The organism is Algibacter sp. L4_22 (genome assembly GCF_023473045.1).
Lineage (GTDB): Bacteria > Bacteroidota > Bacteroidia > Flavobacteriales > Flavobacteriaceae > Algibacter.
Map to the genome: position 1 here is coordinate 459,526 of NZ_JAMCOK010000001.1, position 22,180 is coordinate 481,705.

Genomic DNA, 22,180 nt, shown 5'->3' on the forward strand with positions numbered 1-22,180 from the left:
AAGTTCTAGATTTATTCAATAATTATGGAATTAAAATGTGGTATAATTATATATTTGACAATGTTATTCAAAACCCTAATGATGAAAAAAACAGTGCTACTCGTATTATCCATCGCATCGTATTTCAGTATGTTTTCTCAAGCTGAAATAACCGAAAATGAAATAAAAGACCATATAGAATTTTTAATATTAGATAAAAACGGGGGAAGATTTCCAGGAGAAAAAGGCGCTAAACGTGTTGTGAAATATATTAAAAAAGAGTTTAAAACTATAGGCTTAAAATCTTTAAGTAAAAATTACGAACAGCGTTTTAAAGCCAAATTACGAGTTGATAAAGGTATAGACGAAAAACCAGAAGTAACCACCTGTAATGTTGTTGGTTTTATTGAAGGGAATGATCCCGAATTAAAAAACGAATTCATTGTTTTAGGAGCGCATTACGACCATTTGGGACTTGGTGGACCATCGTCCAAATCGGATAAAAGAGGCGTGGTGTATCATGGTGCTGATGATAACGCTAGCGGAACTGCCGCTTTATTAGAAATTTCAGAAAAATTAATTTCAAAACAAGACCAACTAAAACGAAGTGTTTTATTTATTGCTTTTGGAGCCGAAGAACAAGGCTTGCTAGGAAGTAAATATTTTACAGAAAACCCGCTAATTCCACTTTCTCAAATAAAATTAATGATTAACATGGATATGGTTGGTCGATTAAACGAGAAAAAACATGTATATGCTGGGGGCGCAGGCACATTTACTGATGGTGTGGATTTTATGAAGAATCTCGGAAAATCTTTAGGCTTAAACCCTATAGTTCATGCAGGGTCTGTTGGCGGTTCCGATCATGTTTCTTTCTATAAGAAAAACATATCGGTTTTAGGTGTACATACTGGCGGGCATCCGCAATACCACACACCCGAAGACACTTTAGAACTTATAAATTTAGAAGGTGAAAAACTGGTTTGCGAATATATTTTTCAAACTATTTTAAACAAAGCTTCAACACCTGATAATATTGAATTTATAAACCAAGATTAACACCAAAAAAAAGCTCCTGTAAAATTTACAGGAGCTTAAAATATTTAAAAAAGTGTAAATTACACTAAGTTATTTGCTACTAAATATTCAGCAATTTGTACGGTGTTTGTTGCAGCACCTTTACGTAAGTTATCGGCAACAATCCACATATTTAATGTATTTGGTTGTGTTTCATCTCTTCTTAATCTTCCAACAAAAACCTCATCTTTATCGTGTGCAAAAATTGGCATAGGATAAACGTTTTTAGAAGTATCATCCTGAAGTACAACTCCTGGCATTTCGCTTAATAATTTACGAACATCGGCTAAATCGAAATCATTCTCAAATTCTACATTTACAGATTCAGAATGTCCTCCAGCTGTAGGAATACGTACCGCTGTAGCAGATACAGAAAATGAACGATCGTTAAATATTTTTTGAGGCTCATTAGCCAATTTCATTTCTTCTTTGGTGTATCCATTTTCTAAAAACACATCGCAATGTGGCAATGCATTTCTACCAATTGGATAAGGATAAGCCATTTCGCCTTCAATACCAGCAATTTCGTTTTCTAGTTGCTTTACAGCTTTTACACCAGTCCCGGAAACAGATTGGTATGTAGAAACAACAACACGCTTCATTTTATATTTTGAATGTAGCGGCGCCAAAGCCATCACCATTTGGATGGTAGAGCAGTTTGGGTTTGCTATAATTTTATCCTCTTTTGTTAATTCGCTTGCATTAATTTCTGGAACCACTAATTTTTTAGTTGGATCCATTCTCCATGCAGAAGAATTATCGACTACCGTTGTACCAACTGCAGCAAATTTAGGTGCCCATTCTTCAGATGTTTCACCACCTGCAGAAAAGATAGCGATATGTGGCTTTGCAGCAACAGCATCGGCTAAACCAATAACGGTATATTCTTTATTTTTGAAAGTTAATTTTTTTCCAACAGAACGCTCTGAAGCAACCAATAATAATTCGGTAACAGGAAAGTTACGTTCTTCTAAAACCTTTAGCATCACCTCACCTACCATTCCAGTAGCGCCTACAACTGCTATTTTCATAATTCTTTATTTATTAAAATTCTGTTAGCAAAATTAAGTATTAATTCCATTTTAAAATCTAAAAAAAGCCCTCATTTTATAAAAATGAGGGCTTTTTAACAACAAATAACAGCGTGTTAAATATTTAACAGATTGTTATTTTTTAAGTAAATCTCTAATTTCAGCAAGTAAATCTTCTTGAGATGGTCCAGCTGGAGCTTCTTCTTTAACCTCTACTGGTTTCTTTGTTTTATTATATGCTTTTACAATTAAGAACATTACAAGACCTACAATAATTAAATTAACAATAGTGTTAATCCAAGCACCATACATAATTGCATTTTCTGCAGTAGTTACCGCACCTTCAGCATTAACTGCTGCTTCTGTTAATACAATCTTCATGTTAGCAAAATCGGTTCCTCCTGTAAAATGACCAACAACCGGCATTACAATATTATCAACGAAACCTTTTACAACTCCACCAATAGCTCCTGCCATGATAACAGCGACAGCAAACTCTATAACGTTGCCACCTGTAATAAACTCTTTAAATTCTTTAAGCATAATTTTAAATTTTATAATTTTCTTGGTTAATAATAATTAAGACCCCAATATAGTTAAAAAGTCACAGTCTTAATAAAATGTATTCACTTAAGCTTCAATAATTCGTCGCTTTACTCGCTGGGAAATACTTGTAATCAGCTCATAAGAGATTGTGTTTGCCGTTTGCGCTAAAGTTTCTGCGGTAGAATTAGCATCGAAAACAATAACCTCATCACCCTCACAACAATCTATATCCGTAACATCCACCATAATCATGTCCATACAAACATTGCCAATTATGGGTGCTTTTTTATTATTTATAGTAACAAAACCTTTTCCATTTCCATAAATTCTACCAATACCATCGGCATGACCAATTGGTATAGTTGCACTTCTTAATACGGAATCACTTTTAAAAGCACGATTATAACCAACAGTTTCACCCTTTTCTAATTGATGAATTTGTGAAATGGCCGTTTTTAGTGTCGCAATAGGTTTAAAATTTTTATTTTCTTCTTCGGAATTTCCAAAACCGTACAATCCAATACCGCTACGCACCATATTAAATTGTGCTTCAGGATAATTTAAAATCCCTGAAGTATTACACATATGAAGCATAGGTTTGAAACCAAAAACGACTTCAAAATTATAAGCAATCGATTTAAAAATATCAATTTGATTTAAAGTAAACACTTTTTCTTCTAAATCTTCACTCGCAGCTAAATGCGAAAAGATAGATTTTACAGCAATATTTTTGGTTTCACCTATAATATTATGAATCATTTCAACATCACCATGCCAAAAGCCCAATCTATTCAAACCCGTATTAAACTTAATATGAATAGGGTAGTTTTGTGTTTTTTCCGCGGAAGCGATATCAATAAATTCTTTTAATATTTTTGAATTATAAATACTTGGTTCTAAATTATTTTCAATTAAGATTTTGAAATTAACAGTTTGTGGGTGTAGCACTAAAATAGGCTTAGTAACACCCGATTTTCTTAACGCAACACCTTCATCGATATAAGCTACAGCAAAATAATCGACTCCAAGATTTTCTAAATAATTTGCTATTTCCGAAGCTTCATTGCCATAGGCAAACGCCTTTACAACCGCTAAAAACAGTGTGTCCTTATTAAGTCTCGATTTTAAATACTCAAAATTATGTTTTAGTTTTTTTAAATCGATCTCAAGAACAGTTTCTTTTGCTTTAGACATCGGAATCTTTTATTTTAGATCCAACCTCCTCTTCATCTTTAACTTGCATGTTCCGCACCTTATCACGTTCCATAGCTTTGTAATAAGCCGCTCGACTTAAAGGTTCATACTCTTCAACTTCACCTAAAAGCACCAAACTATCACTTTTTGCTTTCCGGTAACTGTATTGTGCTAAATTCCCTGTTCGGGTACAAACAGCATGTACTTTGGTAACATAATCTGCGGTTGCCATAAGGTTTGGCATAGGTCCAAAAGGATTTCCTTTAAAATCCATATCCAATCCGGCAACAATAACACGCACACCTTTATTAGCTAAATCGTTACAAACGCGCACAATTTCGTCATCGAAAAACTGTGCTTCATCTATGCCAACTACATCACAACCATCGGCCAAAATAGGGATGTTTGCAGCTGCTGGCACTGGTGTAGAACGTATTTCGTTAGAATCGTGAGACACTACCATTTCCTCATCGTAACGCGTATCTACGGCAGGTTTAAAAATCTCAACACGTTGCCTTGCAAATTGGGCACGTTTAAGTCTACGGATGAGTTCTTCGGTTTTTCCCGAAAACATCGAGCCGCATATGACTTCAATCCATCCAAATTGTTCTTTATGATTTACCGTATTTTCAAGAAACATTTCGTAATTTTAACACTAAAATTGGTTTGTATAAAGGTGACGCAAATTTATTAAAAATCAAACGCCTTAATACCTTTAAATTTTAAATTTATAAACAATGAAGAAGAAATTAGAATCTGAACTTGTAAGCATAGCCCATAGAATTCTGAAACTGAAAGGTAAAGAAGATGTAATTAAAATGCATACCGAAGCTAAAGAATTATTTGAAAAGCTATCGGTTTTAAAATTTGCTCAGGAAAATTTTGAAGATAGCATCCCTAGTATTGGTAACGACTCGTCGTTTTTTAGCATGCTAGATACGGCTTTCAATAATAAATTTAGTGATAATATTGAGCATGAAGATAATATTTACACAAATTTAGAAGAAAATGAAAATGAAGAGATTACCGAACCTTTAATGGAAACTATTAAAGATATGGTAGCTCAAATGCCTTATGAAACGCAAGAAGTAGATGAATTGTTTGAAAGAACAGAACCTAAAACTCCTGTTATAAAACATAATTTGGAAGATCTTACTTTAGGCTTTGAAGAAACACCTATTTTTGATCCGGTTAAGAAAAATGAAAATGGCGTATTAAGCGATAAAAAATCGTTGAATGATAAGCTTAAATCGGGCGGATTGAAAATTGGCTTAAATGATAAAATAGCTTTTATTAAACATTTATTTGATGGTAAAAACGAAGATTACGATCGTGTAATATCGCAATTAAACACCAAGCAATCTTTTCCAAACGCCAAAGATTTTATTGAAACCATGGTTAAACCAGACTATAATAATTGGGCCAATAAAGAAGAATTTGAAACCCGCTTCATGGAAATTATTGAAGGTAAATTTGAATAATGAGTAAACTTTATATTGTACCAACACCGATTGGAAACCTAAAAGACATCACTTTTAGAGCTGTTGAAATTTTAAAAGATGTCGATTTAATATTAGCTGAAGATACCCGAACGTCAGGAAAACTTCTAAAGCATTTTGAAATTTCGACTCACATGCAAAGTCATCATATGCATAACGAGCATAAAACGGTCGAAAATATAATTCAGAAATTAAAAAGCGGTACTACCATTGCTTTAATAAGCGATGCCGGAACGCCTGCTATTTCCGATCCTGGTTTCTTATTATCGAGAGCCTGTATTGAAAACGGTATTGAAATTGACTGTTTACCTGGAGCCACAGCTTTTGTGCCAGCTTTAGTGAATTCTGGATTACCAAATGATAAATTTATATTCGAAGGTTTTTTACCCGTTAAAAAAGGACGCCAAACACGTTTACTTCTTTTAGCTGAAGAAACCAGAACCATAATTTTTTACGAAAGTCCGCATAAACTAATAAAAACTCTAGGGCATTTTTGTGAGTATTTTGGTGATGACCGACAGGTTTCGGTATCCCGCGAGCTTACAAAATTGTATGAAGAAACCATTCGTGGTACCGCAAAAGAAGTTTTAGAACATTACACCAACAAACCACCAAAAGGAGAAATAGTAATTATTGTTGGAGGAAAAAAGAAATAGAAAATGACATTAGAATTATTTATACAAAAATTAAAAAACACTCCTGAAACCATTGTTTTTACTGATACTACAAGTGCTATTGAAGCAAAATATAACTTTACACCAACCGCTTTTAAAAATGGAACATTAGAAAATGGTGTTGGAGAAAACTCAGGGTCTTGTAAACTATTTGCTTTTGCAAAACTCGAGAAACTAACTAAAGAAGACACTTTAGCATGTTTTGGTCAGTTTTATTTTGATGATGTTCTAAAAGATCCAAATGGAACCGGACACCAAAATATTAGAAACTTTATGAAAACCGCGTTTGATGGTTTAAGTTTTGAAGGTAATCCTCTAACCAAAAAATAATTATTCTGCAGGAACTTTTATCCAATATAAGACAATGTAAAATTTGCGAAGAACATCTCGTTTTAGGCGCAAGACCTGTGCTTTCTGCTCACCCAGATTCTAAAATTGTAATTATCGGGCAAGCACCAGGAATCAAGGTGCATTTGTCTGGAATTCCTTGGGATGATGCTAGTGGAAAACAACTGAGAAAATGGCTAAATGTTTCCGTTGAAGATTTTTACGATGAAACAAAATTCGCCATAATCCCGATGGGGTTTTGCTATCCTGGAAAAGGAAAAACAGGCGATTTACCACCAAGACCAGAATGTGCACCACAATGGCACGAGCTCTTATTTAATAAACTTAAAAACGTTGAGTTAGTTATTCTTATTGGTATGTATGCACAAAAATATTATTTAGAGAAAACAGCGAAAAAAACGTTGACAGAAACGGTTGATAATTTCCAAGAGTATCTACCCAAATTTCTACCCTTACCACATCCTTCACCTAGAAATAGGTTTTGGCTAACGAAGAATCCTTGGTTTGAAACAGAAGTTATACCCATGTTGCAAAAAAGGGTTGAAACGTTATTATAATTATGCTTCCTTCATTTTACGACAACAAAAACGCCCATTTCTGCAAAGATTTCAAATAAACGAATTCATGCATTCGTCACAAACATTATTTTCATTAACTTTATTTAAGTTTTAAAAACTCATACATGCAAATAGAATTAAAGCCGTACAACCTTAAACTAAAACACACCTTCACCATTTCTAGAGAGTCGCACGACATTCAACCTAGCTTAATCGCTTGTCTTACCCTAAACGGAAAAACAGGTTATGGAGAAGCAACATCTAACCCGTATTACAACATCACTGTTGAAAGTATGACGACAGAAATTAACGCGATTTCGAAGGATATTGAAAACTTCAACTTTACAACACCCGAAGTTTTTCATGCATTTTTAGTAAAAAAAGGCTTAACCAATTTCGCTATTTGCGCTTTAGATTTAGCTGCTCACGATTTATACGGCAAACTAGAAGGTAAACCTCTTTACGATATTTGGGGAACAACCTTAGAAGCATTCCCGACCACAAATTACACCATTGGCATTGCTAGCATAGATAAAATGGTTGCTAAAATGAAAGAAATGCCATGGCCTATCTACAAAATAAAACTAGGCACCAACGACGATGTTAACATTGTAAAAGCGCTAAGAAAAGAAAGCGATGCCGTTTTTAGAATTGATGCTAATTGTGCTTGGACAGCAGATGAAACTATTAAAAACGCACCTCTTTTAAAAGAGTTAGGAGTTGAATTTTTAGAACAACCGCTAAAAGCAGATGATTGGGAAGGCATGAAAAAAGTTATGAAACATTCTGTTTTACCCGTAATTGCAGACGAAAGTTGCATTGTTGAAGACGATGTAGAAGCTTGCTGCAAACATTTTAGCGGTATAAACATAAAACTTACTAAATGCGGAGGCTTAACGCCTGCACTACGCATGATTAAAAAAGGTAAAGCCATGGGCGTAAAAGTTATGGTTGGCTGCATGACGGAATCTACCGTTGGTATTTCGGCTATTGCCCAACTTATACCTCAACTAGATTATGTTGATATGGATGGTGCGCTTTTACTTAAAGAAGATATTGCAAACGGTGTAATTATTCAAGAAGATGCGAGTGTGATATTTCCAACTTTAGGAGGCAGTGGTGTAACTTTAAAATAATGATCTTTAATCTAAATTCTTTTCCATCTAGTCACATTTCAATTGAAGGTAAAACCTATCTTTATTTTGGCGGAACCTCCTATTTAGGACTTCAATCTGACATTGAATTCCAAAATATATTTATTGAAAACATTAGAAAGTACGGCACAAATTACGGTGCTTCACGAAAATCTAATATTCGTATTTCTATTTATGATGAAGTGGAGACTTACTTAGCAAAATATATTGGTGGTGAATCCTGCATTAGTTTATCTTCTGGATATCTAGCAGGACAACTTGTTGCTCAAGCTCTAAATACTGAAGATTATACTTTTTTTTATGCTCCAAACACACATTCCGCATTAAGTTTATCGGTTACAGAAAATAAATCTGCATCATCTTATCAAGAGTTAAAAACCGCTTTAAACCTTCATTTAAAAAGTAATAAAAAACAAACACCTGTTGTGTTTTTAGATGCTATTGATTTTCAAGGTAATAATTTCCCTGATTTTGAAGGGTTAAAAACACTTCCGCTTTCTAAAATTCTTTTAGTTATAGACGACTCACACGGCATTGGCATTGTTGGTGCAAATGGTGAAGGTATTTATAAAACTATTAAAAATTTAAACCCAATGGAATTAATAGTTTGCAGCTCCTTAGGGAAGGGTTTCGGAGTTCAAGCTGGTGTTATATTTGGATCAAAAAAGCGAATTACTTCATTTGAAAACACTTCATTTTTTGGAGGAGCAAGTCCTGCCTCACCCGCAAACTTAGCAACTGTAATTAATGCAAAATCTATATATGAATCTAAACGAAATGATTTAGAACGCAATACACAACTTTTCTTGAAACATGTAAAAAATCTTGAAGGTTTTAATTATATGAAAGGACACCCGGCGTTTACCTTTTCCGAAGAAAACTTAAATAAACACCTCGAAAACAACAACATTATAGTAACAAGTTTTCGGTATCCAGATGAAACTTCACCTATAATGAGTAGAATTGTTATAAGTGCAGCGCATACGGAAGATGATATCACTACGCTTTGCGAGGTTTTGAATGGGTATTGAAGCCATAGACCTTTACTTTAAGAAAAATCATTTTTACATTATTTTATACTATTTTTGAGCAAACAAATTAAGAAAAATGAAAAATTTAGTTACTACAACCTGGTTAGGTGAAATGAAATTTGAAAGCACTAACCCATCCGGACACAACCTTTTTATAGATGCAGGTGAAGAAAACGGTGGAAAAAGCGAAGGCTATCGCCCAAAAGCACTTATGCTGTCTGCTTTAGCAGGTTGCTCTGGACTTGATGTAGCATCATTAATTAAAAAAATGAAACTAGATGTTGATACTTTCAAAATTGAAACTGAAGCTAATTTAACAGAAGAACACCCAAAATATTACGATAAAGTGGCTATGCATTTCCATTTTTATGGAAATAATTTAAACGAAAAGAAACTTCAAAAAGCAGTCGATTTATCTATTGAAAAATATTGTGGCGTTATGGAAATGTTCCGTCAATTTTCAGAGTTAACCATTGAAACTCACTTTCATTTAAAATAATCTTTATTGAAGTTAAAAATGCAAAGGTATTTAAGTTCGAAAATTTAGATTTTTAGTTGAAGTACATTAAAGTATAAAGTTTTAACTACATTTGAAGGTTCTTAAATAAACACAAAATGCGTTGGACATTAAAAGAAAAACCACAAGTAGAAGAAACTGAAGCTTTGCAAAAAGCACTACAAGTAGACACTACCACGGCAACATTACTTTTGCAACGTGGCATTAAAACTTTTGAAGAAGCAAAAACTTTTTTCCGCCCCAGTTTAACAGATTTGCACGATCCATTCTTAATGAAAGATATGGACAAAGCTGTGGTGCGCATTGAAAAAGCGATTGCTAACCAAGAAAACATTTTAGTTTATGGTGATTATGATGTCGATGGCACCACTTCGGTTGCTTTAATGTCTACTTATTTAAAAACCCTACATAACCTTGTTTACACCTACATTCCAAATCGATATGATGAAGGTTATGGTGTATCATTTAAAGGTGTAAACTTTGCTTTAGAAAACAACTTCACATTAATAATCACACTAGATTGCGGTATTAAGGCGATTGATAAAGTAGAGCATGCAAAAAAATTAGGAATAGATTTTATTATATGTGATCATCACCGACCAGGCGATAAAATTCCAGATGCAGTTGCTGTTTTAGACCCAAAACGAGAAGACTGTAACTACCCATATAAAGAACTTTGTGGTTGTGGTGTAGGTTTTAAACTTATTCAAGCTTTAGCGTCTAAAAAGGGAAAAACAGCTGAGGATTTAACCGAATATTTAGATTTAGTAGCCACGGCTATTGGAGCAGATATTGTTCCTATAGATGGTGAAAATCGTGTTCTCGCCTACTTTGGATTACAGATTATAAACACCAATCCACGACCAGGAATTAAAGCGATTTTAACTCAAGTAGAAAAAACAGAACTTACCATAACCGATGTTGTTTTTATTGTAGCTCCACGCATTAATGCTGCTGGCCGCATGAAACATGGTAATTACGCTGTAACCTTATTAACCGAGGATGATGATGAGTTGGCTACCAAATATGCTGCTGAAATTAACGATTATAATCTTGAACGTCGCGAAACCGATAAAAGAATAACCGAAGAAGCACTTATACAAATTGAAGAAAATAAAGAACAAGACCGCATAACAACCGTAGTTTATCATAAGGATTGGCACAAAGGTGTTATTGGCATTGTAGCTTCTAGATTAACCGAAACATACCACAGACCAACTTTAGTTTTTACTAAAAGTGGTGAATTTTTAGCTGCTTCAGCACGTTCGGTTAGAGGTTTTGATGTTTACAATGCATTAGAAGCGTGTACTGAACATATTGAACAATTTGGTGGACATAAATACGCTGCGGGATTAACATTAAAAGAAGAAAATTACGAAGCTTTTAAGCAAGCTTTTGAAGATGAAGTCTCTAAAACCATCGACAGAAATTTGCTAACACCAGAAATAAAAATTGATCTCGAAATAGATTTAGAAAGCATTACGCCTAAATTTAATAGAATTTTAAAACAATTTGCACCTTACGGACCAAGTAATATGACACCCGTTTTTTTAACAGAAAACCTCATCGATACAGGCTACGGAAAACCAGTTGGTGCAGATCAAACCCATTTAAGATTAACAGCAACACAAGAAGGTACTTCAAAACAAATAGTTGGTATCGGTTTTAGCATGGCAGATAAATTTGAAATAATTTCAAATAGCAAACCATTTAAAGCCGTTTATTCTATAGACGAAAACGAATGGCAAGGTAATGTAAGCTTACAAATGAAAATACGCGATATTAAGGCTTAAAAACAAAACCTTAGTAGCTAATATAGCATAAGTTAAAACTAAAATTTCTGTCTTCACAGAAAGGTAATCATGGCAAAAACCGATCCCTACGCAGCATTGCGTATTAAAGAATTCAACATATTTTTATTAGTCCGCTTTCTACTAGTTTTTGGTTGGTCTATGCAATTTATTGTTATCGAATGGCAAGTTTACAGCCTTACAAAAGATCCATTATCTCTTGGTATTATTGGTTTAATGGAAATTATACCAGCCTTTACCATGGCGCTTTTTGCGGGTCATATTGTAGATCAAAAAGAAAAACGAAATCTCTTAGCAACTTGTATTGCCGCCTTTTCCTTAATTAGTTTAGGTTTATTTTTACTCACTTGGAATAAAATTGTTGGAGATTGGAATTCTAAAAGCATATTATATTCCATATACGCCTTAGTATTTTTTGGCGGCTTTTTACGTTCATTTTTTGGACCTACAATATTTTCACTCGTAGCTTTAATCGTGCCTAAAAGAGTATATCCAAACGCCGCCACATGGAACAGTTCTACATGGCAAATGGCTGGTGTTTTAGGCCCCGCTTTAGGAGGCTTCACCATTGGTTGGATTGGCGTACATTGGTCGCTTTGTATCATATTTGGGTTAATACTTTCTTCCCTTTTCATCTTACTAAAAATAAAACGCAAGCCTATTTTAAATCCTAAAATTGGCGAACCGGTAATAGAAAGTTTAAAAGAAGGCGTACGCTTTGTAATTAAAACCAAAGCCATTTTAGGTGCGATGACTTTAGATATGGTTGCCGTACTTTTTGGAGGTGCCATCGCACTTCTTCCGGTTTTTGCTCAAGATATTTTAAAAGTGGGAAGCGAAGGTTTTGGCGTATTACGCGCTACACCAGCCGTTGGAGCTTTTATTACCATGTTGATTACAGCTTATATTCCGATAAGTAAAAATGCAGGCATGAAATTATTAGTTGCCATTTTTGGTTTTGGAGTATGTATTATTGTATTTGGATTATCAAATATATTCTGGATTTCGGCAATAGCTCTATTTTTCAGCGGTATGACGGATGGAGTTTCTATGGTAATTAGGCAAACTATTTTTCAACTAAAAACACCCGATCATATGCGTGGGCGTGTATCCTCAGTAAACTCTATGTTTGTAGGATCATCCAATGAATTAGGTGCTTTTGAAAGTGGTGTTACCGCGAAACTTTTCGGAGCGGTTACCGCTGTGGTTTTTGGAGGCACAATGACTTTAATTACTGTAGTTGCCACCGGCTTAGCTTCACCTTCTTTTAGAAAATTAGATTTAACCGAAGATTTGAAAGCACATGAAAGTGACGAATAATTTTTACTTCATATTAAATTGAAATTCAAACATTGTAAGAAACCTAAAAAGTCTAATCGTAAAACTCAATGAAAACAGCTATCTTTGGCAAATCTTCCTTATGAAGACTGTTGACTATGAAGAACATTAGAAACTTTTGCATTATTGCACATATTGACCACGGAAAAAGCACACTTGCCGACCGTTTGTTAGATTTTACAGGATCTGTAACCGCTAGAGAGCAACAAGCCCAACTACTTGATAGTATGGATTTGGAGCGCGAACGTGGTATTACCATAAAATCGCACGCCATCCAAATGGATTATGAATTAGATGGTGAAAAATATATATTAAATTTAATTGATACTCCTGGCCACGTGGATTTCTCTTATGAGGTTTCTAGATCTATTGCAGCGTGCGAGGGTGCACTTCTAATTGTAGATGCCGCACAAAGTATACAAGCACAAACTATTTCTAATTTATATTTAGCTCTAGAAAATGATTTAGAGATTATTCCAGTACTGAATAAAATAGATTTACCAAGTGCAAACCCAGAAGAAGTAACCGATGATATTGTAGATTTATTAGGTTGCTCTCCGGAAGAAGTAATTCACGCTAGTGGAAAAACAGGTTTTGGTGTCGAAAATATTTTAAAAGCTATTATCGATCGTGTTCCTGCTCCTAAAGGAGATCCAAATGCACCTTTACAAGCTTTAATTTTCGATTCCGTTTATAATACTTTTAGAGGTATTGAAACTTATTTTAGAGTTTTTAACGGCGAAATAAAAAAAGGACAAAAAATTAAATTCGTTGCAACGGATAAAGAATATTATGCAGACGAAGTTGGCACCTTAAAACTAACTCAAGTTGCCAAAAAAAGTGTAAAAACTGGTGATGTTGGCTATTTAATTACTGGTATAAAAACTGCAAAAGAAGTTAAAGTAGGTGATACTATTACAGATTTTGACAACCCTACAACAAATATCGTTGAAGGTTTTGAAGATGTTAAACCTATGGTATTTGCTGGTATTTACCCAGTAGACACTGAAGATTACGAAGAACTTAGAAACTCGATGGAAAAACTACAACTTAACGATGCATCGTTAGTGTTTGCTCCAGAAAGTTCTGCAGCTTTAGGTTTTGGTTTCCGTTGTGGATTTTTAGGAATGTTACACATGGAAATTATCCAAGAACGTTTAGAACGTGAGTTTGATATGACAGTAATTACTACTGTTCCCAATGTATCGTACCACGCCTTTACGAACAAAAACCCAAACGAAGCTTTTATTGTAAATAACCCATCGGATTTACCAGATCCTTCTACCGTAAACCGTGTAGAAGAACCATATATTAAAGCGACTATTATTACCAAAGCCGATTTTGTTGGTAATGTAATGTCTCTTTGTATTGAAAAACGTGGTATCGTTCTTAATCAAACCTATTTAACACCAGAACGTGTTGAGCTAACTTTTGAAATGCCTCTTGCTGAAATTGTATTCGATTTTTACGATCGTTTAAAAACAGTTTCCAAAGGGTATGCTTCTTTCGATTACCATCCTATTGGAATGAAAGAATCTAAATTAGTACGTTTAGATATTCTATTAAATGCACTTACTGTTGATGCGCTTTCTGCCTTAATTCATGCCGATAATGCACAGAATATTGGTAAGAAAATGTGTGAGAAATTAAAAGAATTAATTCCACGCCAACAATTCGATATTCCAATTCAAGCTGCTATTGGTGCAAAAATTATTTCGAGAGAAACAATTAAAGCCCTTAGAAAAGATGTAACAGCAAAATGTTATGGTGGTGATATTTCTCGTAAAAGAAAACTACTTGAAAAACAGAAAAAAGGTAAAAAACGTATGCGTCAAGTTGGTAATGTAGAAATACCTCAACAAGCGTTTATGGCTGTTTTAAAGTTGAATGATTAAACTAAGAAAATAGATAACAATAGAAAAAAGCCTGATTAATTAATTTAATCAGGCTTTTTTTATTTACTGCTCCAACCACTTTCTAAAATCGGAAGTTGTTGACGAACTCGTCATAACTTTTTCTTTAATTCCTGTAATAGTAATTAATAAGCGATTTTTAAAATGACTTTCTATATTTTCGATAGCATCAATACATATAATTTCACTTCTATTAATTTTGAAGAATTTATTAGGATGTAATTGCTGATTAATAGATCCTAAATTTTGAGAAATAGTATGTCGTTTTCCTTTTAAATCGGTTGCAATACAAAAATCTCCAGAAGCTTCAATTTTTGTTATTTCCAAAACGTTTAATAACTGAATTCCTTTGGCTTTTTTAATAACAAATCGTTTTTTATAACTAGCGTGCTCTTCTTTTAAAGCCGACTTTAGTTCGGTTATTGTTTCTTGATTTAATGCTGTGTAATGCCCTTGTTTAAAAAGTGACTGGTATTTCTCGATAGCCTTCTTAAAGTCCGACTCTGTATATGGTTTTAAGATATAAGCAATACCATTGGTATTAAAAGCTTGAAATAAATAATCATCGTGAGCCGAACAGAAAATAATGGGCGTATTTATAGAAACGTCATTAAATAAATCGAATGAAAGTCCATCTAACAATTGTATATCCGACAGAATAAAATCGTAAGTATTATTAATCAACAAAGCTTTCCCTTCACTTAAAGAACGCGCCCAATCGTGAAGAATTTCATCTTCAAAATAATCGTTTACAAAAGATATTAGCTTTTGGTATGCTGGTATTTCGTCTTCTAAAATTAAAATCTTCATACTGTTTTCAATTTTCTTCAACTAATTTAATAACCGGAATTGTTATTTTAAATTCCTCTTCAGTATCAACAATAACAACCTCTTTATCCGATAAGAATTTGTATCGTGTTCTCAAGTTCTCTAAACCTGTTCCAAACGATTCGTTTTTAGATATAATGTCAGATTTCGTATTAACAACCGTTAATTCATTTTCATCAATACAAATTACCGTTTTTATAGCACTACCGTCAACAGGTTTATTATGTTTCACTACATTTTCTAATAATGTTTGTATTGCTCCTGTTGGTATAAACTTATCTTCAATATCGATTTTCTTTTCTATTTTAAAATCGTAATCTGTAGCAAAACGTGTTTTAATTAAAAACATATAATTTTCGGCTAGCTCAATTTCTTCAGATAACTCCATAACCTCAGCATCTTTAGTTTTTATTAAATACCTGTAAATAAGCGATAACCGATTAATATACTCTTTAGCTTTTACAGTATCACGATCAATAAGTGCATCTAGGGTGTTTAAATTATTAAATAAAAAATGCGGGTCTATTTGAGAGCGAAGTAATTTAAGTTCGTTTTCTTTCTGCTGTTTTTCAATTTTCAAGTATTCGGTTTGCCCTTCATAGAATTTTTTAGTTAGAAATAAAGCAAATGGAAAGGCCGATTGCTGAGTTCCTAAACTAATCATTTGTAAAACAAAATCGATGCCTTTTGGAAATTTCGCCCAATCGTTAGCCCCTGTCCAAAAACCGATAGTATAATCGATCCCTGGAATAATAAGTAAAATTAAAACGCCGTAAATTATAAACAAAACGTATTTTTTTTGAACAACTACTTTTGGTATTAACCAAAATGTAAATAAAAAAATAACACTTGTAACACTTATAATCTCGACAGGAAAATCGATTAAATATTCTCTCAGCAACGCATCACGTTCAATATAATACCTGCCTTGAATAATAAACGACACCAAAAAATAAACGCCTAAAATTAAAAAATCGGTTCTATTTATTTTCTTATTCATAGTTATACAAACATATTAATTATTATCATTAATTCTGTTTTCTTCATCTTCCGATGCATTTTTTCTACTCGTCTTTTTCCCGAATTTAGAACCAAAACTGTACGATAACCTTAATTGAATATTTTGTCTGGACTGGTTGCTCTCAATGTTAGCATATAAATTGTTATAATCGATAACACCAACAAATCCTCTATTTAGCATTTTACTAAAAGCTAAATTTACTTTTAGTTTATCGTCTAAAAACTTTTTTCCAAAAGAAAAATTTAAATCTGCAAACCAATCTGCATCAATACCACCTTCTAATGCACCCGTTCCATAATTTCCGTTTATTTCTGCATTAATTTTCCACGGCAGCTCATAACTAGCTTGAGCAATCCAAATTAAACTCCATTTTTCTAATTTTAAATTATTAAGGTTAGATCCAAATTTATTATGACTTACAATTATACCTGTGTAACCTTCTACATCCTTTATAAAACTTAGCGGGCCAAATAATCGAAAATTCAAATTCTTACTCTCATCTAGGTTAATTGTTGTACGTGCAATTTGCGCCGTATCATTATCTTGTGAAACAAACTGAAACATATCGTCTTTAGTTTCACTATAAGCTACGGTAAAAAACGGCTGCCCATCGAAAGTTAAATTAAATTGATAATTATTGGTAAAAGATGGTTTTAAATTCTCGTTTCCAACATCGGAAGACAAGGGATCGAAATACGTTACAAACGAGTTTAAAGTATTATAATTAGGCCTGCTAATACGGTAACTGTATGCCAAACTTGCGGCTAAATTTTTATTTACTTTCCTACTTAATGCTGCACTTGGAAATAATTTAGAAATCTTTCGTTCTCGAACTTCATTATCACTACTAGATGTACCTTTTGTGTTACTATCCTCAAAACGTAAACCACCAGAAAAAGACCATTTTCCTTTAGTGATGTTTATTTTTGAATAGAGTGCAAAAATATTTTCATCTACTAAAAAGGTATTACTCGCCGCTTCTTCAAAATCAAACCCGCCATTTTCATTTTGAGTAAAAGATTGTAAATCACTATCTGTATCTACTTGCGAATATTTTGCGCCAAAACTAAGTTTAAAATCTTCGGAAAACATCCGGCTATAATCACTCTTATAAGTTTTAATTTGATAATTTCCATTTTGTAAATATTGTTGGTTATTATAAGAAATAGTGCTTCCTTCCACAGATGATAACGTATTTACGTTATCATTTTTATAATCTACATAATTAAAATCGGCAGTAAGCTTATGCGCATCGGTTTTAAACTCGTAATACGGGTTTACATTAAACACTTTTTGGTCGCGATTAAAACTATTTTCAGAATACAAATAATCGGTAGTGGTAGATGTTGTAATAATATTTGAACTATTAGAAATCCTATCGGAATCTGTACTACTATTTTTAACACCAATACCAACCGAATGCTTATCGGTTATATAATAATCTACACTTCCGCTAACACGAAAGCTTTTTGGGTTATATGGCTCTATGGTGGCTTGATCGTAGGTTTCATCTCCAACCGTTCTTTTAATAAATAAATCCTCTCGCCATGTTGGGCTAGAATATCCAGTACTAGCTTGCCAATTTAGTTTATTCTTATAACTTGCAATAGACGCACTTGTACCATGCTCAAAACCTTCATCCTCTCCAACCCAAGTTGCCACATTACCATGCGTGCCTAGTTTTACGTTTTTCTTTAAAATAATATTAATAATTGGTCCAGAACCAGCCGCATCAAACTCAGCACCTGGTTGCTCTACCAACTCTACTTTTGCTATATTATCGGCAGGCATATCACGCAATAAAGTATCAATATCCATATAATCGGTGGTTTTCCCGTTTATAAGAATTCTAATATTACTTTGTCCGCCATAACTAATACCATTATTGGTTACAATAACTCCTGGTACACCTCGCATTACATCTTGTAAATTAGAGTTAATCATTTCCGATTGTTCTAAATCTATAATCAATTTTTCGGCCGTTTGCCTAATTACGGGGCGTTTGTGAGTTATTAAAATTTCATCTAAAACATCTTCCTCTAATATAAAATTTATAGTTTCTGGATTATTTTCTAGTTGAAAAGCTTCGGATGTTTTTGTTTTAAAACCTAATACTGAAATTTCTAAATAATAATTTCCGTTTTCTACACTTTCAAACCTGTAAAGTCCTTCTTCCGAAGATATAACACCTGTAATGGTTTCTTTTGAAGTTGTCTGATGCAAAATAACATTAGCAAACTCTAAAGGCTTGTTGTTAACGTCTAAAATAAGACCAGAAATATCGTTTTGAGCATAAGCTGAAACAATTCCTATAAGAAAAATAATGAGTGATTTAATGATTGTATCCATAACTGTCCGTTTTTTTGATATCACAAATCTGAATAAAAATAGATAGTAAATAAAATACAATTATCTAAAATGGGATAAAAAAAGGTTGAATGGGTTCTATTTAAAGTTAAGCTCCTTTTCATTAAAAAAATATAATTACACCCATTTATTCTTTCTTTTTTCTAATTATTAAACACCTTAAATATATAAATTATATAAGCCAACCCAAGCTTGTGGTTGTTTTCTTTCAGTACTAACAAAATACAATCACTATTCTTCAAGCCTTTTGATGTTTATGTAAAATTAATTATTGAATATTTTGAATAATATCGATAACACCTTTTTTTCTTTAAAAATAAAATTCCGCCAAATTTGTTAACAATAATTTTGTATGTTTATAACATAGGAAATATTAATAATATTTAAACTTGCAAAAACACTATTAATACTGTGTTTTCCTGAGTCTTTTTTCCAATTAATTAATATTTTTTCACATTAATAGTTACTACCAATTTTTCAAAACCTAGGCATCGTTTTGTTTCTTTTACAACAAAACACATTATATAAAATGATGTTAATATTTTTTTTAAATAGTCTTAAAAAAATGAAGTAATTAGATAAATTGTTTTTACTTTTATTGTGATACTAAACAAGTTATATTGATACTCCTATCATGAAAAATTTAAATATTCAAAATACAATTGCTCCAAACCATTTTGATATACATGTTTCTATTGACATAAAAAACAAAAACAACTAAATGAAAGCACTTTTTTACACAAGAGAATTTCCACCGTACGTATACGGAGGAGCCGGCGTACATGTTGAATATTTGGCTGATGAGCTGTCTAAACTAATGAAAATTGATGTTCGATGTTTTGGAGACCAAGACTCTAAATCGGAAAATTTAAGTGTAAAGGGTTACCCGTTTGATAATCCCATTTTTGATGGTGCAGATGATAAGTTAAAATCGGTATTTAAAACATTAAGCACAGGCATCCAAATGAACACGGAACCTATCGATGCAGATGTTGTTCATTGCCACACATGGTATGCGCATTTTGCCGGTATTATTGCTAAGCTTTGTTATGGCACACCACTAGTGATCACCACGCACTCTTTAGAACCTTTACGTCCATGGAAACGCGAGCAATTGGGTCGTGGTTACGATGCCTCTTCTTGGGTAGAAAAAACAGCTATTGAAATGGCAGATGCACTTATTGCGGTATCCAAAGAAACTAAAGAAGATGTTCTTAAACATTTTGATGTAGACGAAAGCAAAGTACACGTTATATATAACGGTATTAACCTAGAACAATATATTGAAACAAACGAAACAGCAACTTTAGATGCATACGGTGTAGATAAAACAAAACCTTATGTGCTTTTCGTGGGTAGAATTACCCGCCAAAAAGGTATTATCCACTTAGTGAATGCTATAAAGTATATAGATCCAGATACTCAAATTGTACTTTGTGCAGGCGCTCCAGATACACCTGAAATTGGTGAAGAAATGGAGAATGCGGTTAACGAAGTTAAAAAAACGCGTAAAAACGTGATTTGGATTGATAAAATGGTTACTAAAGAAGAAATTATTCAGTTATATTCTCATGCTGCCGTATTTTGTTGCCCTTCTATTTACGAACCTTTTGGTATTATAAACATTGAAGCTATGGCTTGTAATACTGCTGTTGTAGCAAGTGCCGTTGGTGGTATAAAAGAAGTTGTTGTTCACGGTGAAACCGGACTTTTAATTCCACTAGAACAACAAACCGAAGCACCTTTTGAGCCTATTGATCCCGACAAGTTTTCTAGAGATTTAGCCAACGGTGTAAACCAAGTTATTAGCGACAAAAACTTACGAGAAACCATGGCGAAAAATGGAAGGAAACGCGTTGAAGATTATTTCGATTGGGTGGCCATTGCTAAACAAGTAGAAACACTATACAAATCACTAATATAACCATTAACAACTAAGCACTAAAAAACTAAAAACATGATAAATAACAAAGTTTTAGCCATTGTTTTAGGTGGTGGTCAAGGATCCAGACTTTATCCACTAACCGATAGAAGATCTAAACCAGCAGTTCCTATTGCGGGAAAGTACAGACTTGTAGATATCCCAATATCTAACTGTATAAACGCCGATATTAAACGTATTTTCGTTTTAACACAATTTAATTCGGCATCATTAAACAGGCACATTAAAAACACATATCACTTCAGTTTTTTTAGTAGTGCTTTTGTAGATGTATTAGCTGCCGAACAAACTCCAGAAAGTAAAACTTGGTTTCAAGGTACTGCCGATGCGGTTAGACAAAGTATGCATCATTTTTTAAGTCACGAATTTGAATATGCGTTAATCCTTTCGGGAGATCAATTATATCAAATGGATTACGATAAAATGATTGAAGCTCATGAGGCCTCTAATGCAGAAATCTCTATTGCAACCATTCCTGTAAACGCAAAAGATGCTACTTCTTTTGGTATTTTAAAAGCGAATGAAGAACATGTTATTACATCATTTATAGAAAAACCCGATGCCGAATTATTACCAGATTGGACTTCGGAAGTAAGCGATGAAATGAAAGGCCAAGACCGTAATTATCTAGCCTCCATGGGAATTTATGTATTTAACAAGGATTTACTTGTTAAACTTATGGAAAACCCAGATACCATTGATTTTGGTAAAGAAATTATCCCACAATCTATAGGCGATCATAAAACTTTAAGTTACCAATATGAAGGTTACTGGACCGATATTGGAAATATTGATTCCTTTTTCGAAGCCAACTTAGGTTTAACTGATGATATTCCGAAATTCGATTTATACGATGAAAAAAAACGTATTTATACACACGCTAGAATGTTACCTACCACAAAAATTGCAGGAACCGTTTTAGACAGAAGTGTAGTTTCTGAAGGTTGTATTATTGGCGCTGCAAAAATCGAAAAATCCGTAATTGGTATTCGATCAAGAATAGGCAAAGAATCTACAGTAATTAACACCTATATGATGGGTAATGATTACTATGAAACTTTAGATGAAATTGAAAATCATCATATTAAAGTCCTTATCGGTATTGGAGAGCGTTGCTTTATAAAAAACTGTATTTTAGATAAAAACTGTCGTATTGGTGATGATGTTCGTATTAACGGTGGTAAACATTTAGAAGATAAAGAAACCGATATGTACTTTATTAAAGATGGTATTGTTGTAGTTAAAAGCGGAGCAACTATTCCTTCAGGATACGTTATTTAATCGAAATAAAATCTAAAAATATTCTTAGAAAAAGGTTACTCCTGTCTGTATTAAACTAATTAATGCAAGCAG

20 protein-coding genes are annotated in these 22,180 nt (G+C 33.3%); 13 read left to right on the forward strand and 7 right to left on the reverse strand.

Going from position 1 to position 22,180, the window contains the following annotated elements:
* The first annotated feature begins 78 nt into the window (after positions 1-78).
* Positions 79-1,038, forward strand: a complete 960-nt coding sequence (locus tag M4I23_RS02010; RefSeq protein WP_249753260.1) for a M28 family metallopeptidase — start codon at positions 79-81, stop codon at positions 1,036-1,038.
* A gap of 59 nt (positions 1,039-1,097) precedes the next feature.
* On the opposite strand, the gene M4I23_RS02015 is transcribed toward M4I23_RS02010, so the two are convergent.
* The 4 genes from M4I23_RS02015 to M4I23_RS02030 all read right to left on the reverse strand — a co-directional run bounded on the left by M4I23_RS02015 (position 1,098) and on the right by M4I23_RS02030 (position 4,467).
* Entirely contained in the window at positions 1,098-2,087 is a 990-nt protein-coding gene (locus tag M4I23_RS02015; protein WP_158846354.1) for an aspartate-semialdehyde dehydrogenase, read from the reverse strand.
* A gap of 135 nt (positions 2,088-2,222) precedes the next feature.
* The gene (gene mscL, locus M4I23_RS02020; RefSeq protein WP_158846356.1) at positions 2,223-2,630 is read right to left on the reverse strand and encodes a large conductance mechanosensitive channel protein MscL; all 408 of its coding nucleotides are present in this window, start codon (positions 2,628-2,630) and stop codon (positions 2,223-2,225) included.
* 87 nt (positions 2,631-2,717) lie between these two features.
* The gene (gene alr / locus M4I23_RS02025) at positions 2,718-3,827 is read right to left on the reverse strand and encodes an alanine racemase (protein ID WP_249753261.1); all 1,110 of its coding nucleotides are present in this window, start codon (positions 3,825-3,827) and stop codon (positions 2,718-2,720) included.
* Entirely contained in the window at positions 3,820-4,467 is a 648-nt protein-coding gene (locus tag M4I23_RS02030; protein ID WP_158846360.1) for a thymidine kinase, read from the reverse strand. Before M4I23_RS02030 ends, alr begins: the two co-directional genes overlap by 8 nt.
* Positions 4,468-4,564: 97 nt before the next feature.
* Between M4I23_RS02030 and M4I23_RS02035 the strand changes: the two genes are divergently transcribed.
* The 10 genes from M4I23_RS02035 to lepA all read left to right on the forward strand — a co-directional run bounded on the left by M4I23_RS02035 (position 4,565) and on the right by lepA (position 14,651).
* Positions 4,565-5,308, forward strand: a complete 744-nt coding sequence (locus M4I23_RS02035; protein WP_158846362.1) for a hypothetical protein — start codon at positions 4,565-4,567, stop codon at positions 5,306-5,308.
* Positions 5,308-5,982, forward strand: coding sequence for a 16S rRNA (cytidine(1402)-2'-O)-methyltransferase (rsmI, locus tag M4I23_RS02040; RefSeq protein WP_249753262.1), 675 nt, complete (start codon positions 5,308-5,310; stop codon positions 5,980-5,982). Before M4I23_RS02035 ends, rsmI begins: the two co-directional genes overlap by 1 nt.
* 3 nt (positions 5,983-5,985) lie before the next feature.
* Positions 5,986-6,330: a HopJ type III effector protein gene (locus M4I23_RS02045; RefSeq protein ID WP_249753263.1), complete on the forward strand. Its 345-nt coding sequence runs from the start codon at positions 5,986-5,988 to the stop codon at positions 6,328-6,330.
* A gap of 5 nt (positions 6,331-6,335) precedes the next feature.
* Positions 6,336-6,905, forward strand: a complete 570-nt coding sequence (locus M4I23_RS02050; protein ID WP_249753593.1) for a uracil-DNA glycosylase family protein — start codon at positions 6,336-6,338, stop codon at positions 6,903-6,905.
* Positions 6,906-7,030: 125 nt separating this feature from the next.
* Positions 7,031-8,041, forward strand: a complete 1,011-nt coding sequence (locus M4I23_RS02055) for a dipeptide epimerase (RefSeq protein ID WP_158846368.1) — start codon at positions 7,031-7,033, stop codon at positions 8,039-8,041.
* Positions 8,041-9,090, forward strand: a complete 1,050-nt coding sequence (locus M4I23_RS02060; protein ID WP_249753264.1) for an aminotransferase class I/II-fold pyridoxal phosphate-dependent enzyme — start codon at positions 8,041-8,043, stop codon at positions 9,088-9,090. Before M4I23_RS02055 ends, M4I23_RS02060 begins: the two co-directional genes overlap by 1 nt.
* A 76-nt stretch (positions 9,091-9,166) precedes the next feature.
* Positions 9,167-9,589 (forward strand): OsmC family protein, encoded by a 423-nt coding sequence (locus M4I23_RS02065; protein ID WP_158846372.1) that lies wholly within the window; start codon positions 9,167-9,169, stop codon positions 9,587-9,589.
* Positions 9,590-9,705: 116 nt separating this feature from the next.
* Complete coding sequence (gene recJ / locus M4I23_RS02070) at positions 9,706-11,400, forward strand: single-stranded-DNA-specific exonuclease RecJ (protein WP_158846374.1); 1,695 nt, start codon at positions 9,706-9,708, stop codon at positions 11,398-11,400.
* A gap of 69 nt (positions 11,401-11,469) precedes the next feature.
* Positions 11,470-12,738 carry an MFS transporter gene (locus tag M4I23_RS02075; RefSeq protein WP_158846376.1) on the forward strand — a complete coding sequence of 423 codons (1,269 nt, stop codon included), beginning with the start codon at positions 11,470-11,472 and terminating at the stop codon, positions 12,736-12,738.
* 116 nt (positions 12,739-12,854) lie between these two features.
* Entirely contained in the window at positions 12,855-14,651 is a 1,797-nt protein-coding gene (gene lepA / locus M4I23_RS02080; RefSeq protein ID WP_158846378.1) for a translation elongation factor 4, read from the forward strand.
* Between the two features lie 63 nt (positions 14,652-14,714).
* Here the strand turns inward: lepA and M4I23_RS02085 are convergent, their stop codons facing one another.
* The 3 genes from M4I23_RS02085 to M4I23_RS02095 are packed head-to-tail and all read right to left on the reverse strand — an operon-like array spanning position 14,715 to position 18,867.
* Complete coding sequence (locus tag M4I23_RS02085; RefSeq protein ID WP_249753265.1) at positions 14,715-15,479, reverse strand: LytTR family DNA-binding domain-containing protein; 765 nt, start codon at positions 15,477-15,479, stop codon at positions 14,715-14,717.
* Positions 15,480-15,486: 7 nt separating this feature from the next.
* Positions 15,487-16,497 carry a sensor histidine kinase gene (locus tag M4I23_RS02090; protein WP_249753266.1) on the reverse strand — a complete coding sequence of 337 codons (1,011 nt, stop codon included), beginning with the start codon at positions 16,495-16,497 and terminating at the stop codon, positions 15,487-15,489.
* Between the two features lie 15 nt (positions 16,498-16,512).
* Positions 16,513-18,867 (reverse strand): TonB-dependent receptor, encoded by a 2,355-nt coding sequence (locus M4I23_RS02095; protein ID WP_249753267.1) that lies wholly within the window; start codon positions 18,865-18,867, stop codon positions 16,513-16,515.
* 739 nt (positions 18,868-19,606) lie between these two features.
* Here M4I23_RS02095 and glgA point away from each other — a divergent pair.
* Positions 19,607-20,809 carry a glycogen synthase gene (gene glgA, locus M4I23_RS02100; protein ID WP_249753268.1) on the forward strand — a complete coding sequence of 401 codons (1,203 nt, stop codon included), beginning with the start codon at positions 19,607-19,609 and terminating at the stop codon, positions 20,807-20,809.
* Between the two features lie 33 nt (positions 20,810-20,842).
* Complete coding sequence (locus tag M4I23_RS02105) at positions 20,843-22,108, forward strand: glucose-1-phosphate adenylyltransferase (protein WP_158846388.1); 1,266 nt, start codon at positions 20,843-20,845, stop codon at positions 22,106-22,108.
* Positions 22,109-22,180 lie beyond the last annotated feature (72 nt).

Excerpts from the sequence above, each read along its gene's own strand:
- M4I23_RS02010 (WP_249753260.1), top strand. The coding sequence starts at position 79 with ATGATGAAAAAAACAGTGCTACTCGTATTATCCATCGCATCGTATTTC.
- M4I23_RS02015 (WP_158846354.1), bottom strand. The coding sequence starts at position 2,087 with ATGAAAATAGCAGTTGTAGGCGCTACTGGAATGGTAGGTGAGGTGATG.
- mscL (WP_158846356.1), bottom strand. The coding sequence starts at position 2,630 with ATGCTTAAAGAATTTAAAGAGTTTATTACAGGTGGCAACGTTATAGAG.
- alr (WP_249753261.1), bottom strand. The coding sequence starts at position 3,827 with ATGTCTAAAGCAAAAGAAACTGTTCTTGAGATCGATTTAAAAAAACTA.
- M4I23_RS02030 (WP_158846360.1), bottom strand. The coding sequence starts at position 4,467 with ATGTTTCTTGAAAATACGGTAAATCATAAAGAACAATTTGGATGGATT.
- M4I23_RS02035 (WP_158846362.1), top strand. The coding sequence starts at position 4,565 with ATGAAGAAGAAATTAGAATCTGAACTTGTAAGCATAGCCCATAGAATT.
- rsmI (WP_249753262.1), top strand. The coding sequence starts at position 5,308 with ATGAGTAAACTTTATATTGTACCAACACCGATTGGAAACCTAAAAGAC.
- M4I23_RS02045 (WP_249753263.1), top strand. The coding sequence starts at position 5,986 with ATGACATTAGAATTATTTATACAAAAATTAAAAAACACTCCTGAAACC.
- M4I23_RS02055 (WP_158846368.1), top strand. The coding sequence starts at position 7,031 with ATGCAAATAGAATTAAAGCCGTACAACCTTAAACTAAAACACACCTTC.
- M4I23_RS02060 (WP_249753264.1), top strand. The coding sequence starts at position 8,041 with ATGATCTTTAATCTAAATTCTTTTCCATCTAGTCACATTTCAATTGAA.
- M4I23_RS02065 (WP_158846372.1), top strand. The coding sequence starts at position 9,167 with ATGAAAAATTTAGTTACTACAACCTGGTTAGGTGAAATGAAATTTGAA.
- recJ (WP_158846374.1), top strand. The coding sequence starts at position 9,706 with ATGCGTTGGACATTAAAAGAAAAACCACAAGTAGAAGAAACTGAAGCT.
- M4I23_RS02075 (WP_158846376.1), top strand. The coding sequence starts at position 11,470 with ATGGCAAAAACCGATCCCTACGCAGCATTGCGTATTAAAGAATTCAAC.
- lepA (WP_158846378.1), top strand. The coding sequence starts at position 12,855 with ATGAAGAACATTAGAAACTTTTGCATTATTGCACATATTGACCACGGA.
- M4I23_RS02085 (WP_249753265.1), bottom strand. The coding sequence starts at position 15,479 with ATGAAGATTTTAATTTTAGAAGACGAAATACCAGCATACCAAAAGCTA.
- M4I23_RS02090 (WP_249753266.1), bottom strand. The coding sequence starts at position 16,497 with ATGAATAAGAAAATAAATAGAACCGATTTTTTAATTTTAGGCGTTTAT.
- M4I23_RS02095 (WP_249753267.1), bottom strand. The coding sequence starts at position 18,867 with ATGGATACAATCATTAAATCACTCATTATTTTTCTTATAGGAATTGTT.
- glgA (WP_249753268.1), top strand. The coding sequence starts at position 19,607 with ATGAAAGCACTTTTTTACACAAGAGAATTTCCACCGTACGTATACGGA.
- M4I23_RS02105 (WP_158846388.1), top strand. The coding sequence starts at position 20,843 with ATGATAAATAACAAAGTTTTAGCCATTGTTTTAGGTGGTGGTCAAGGA.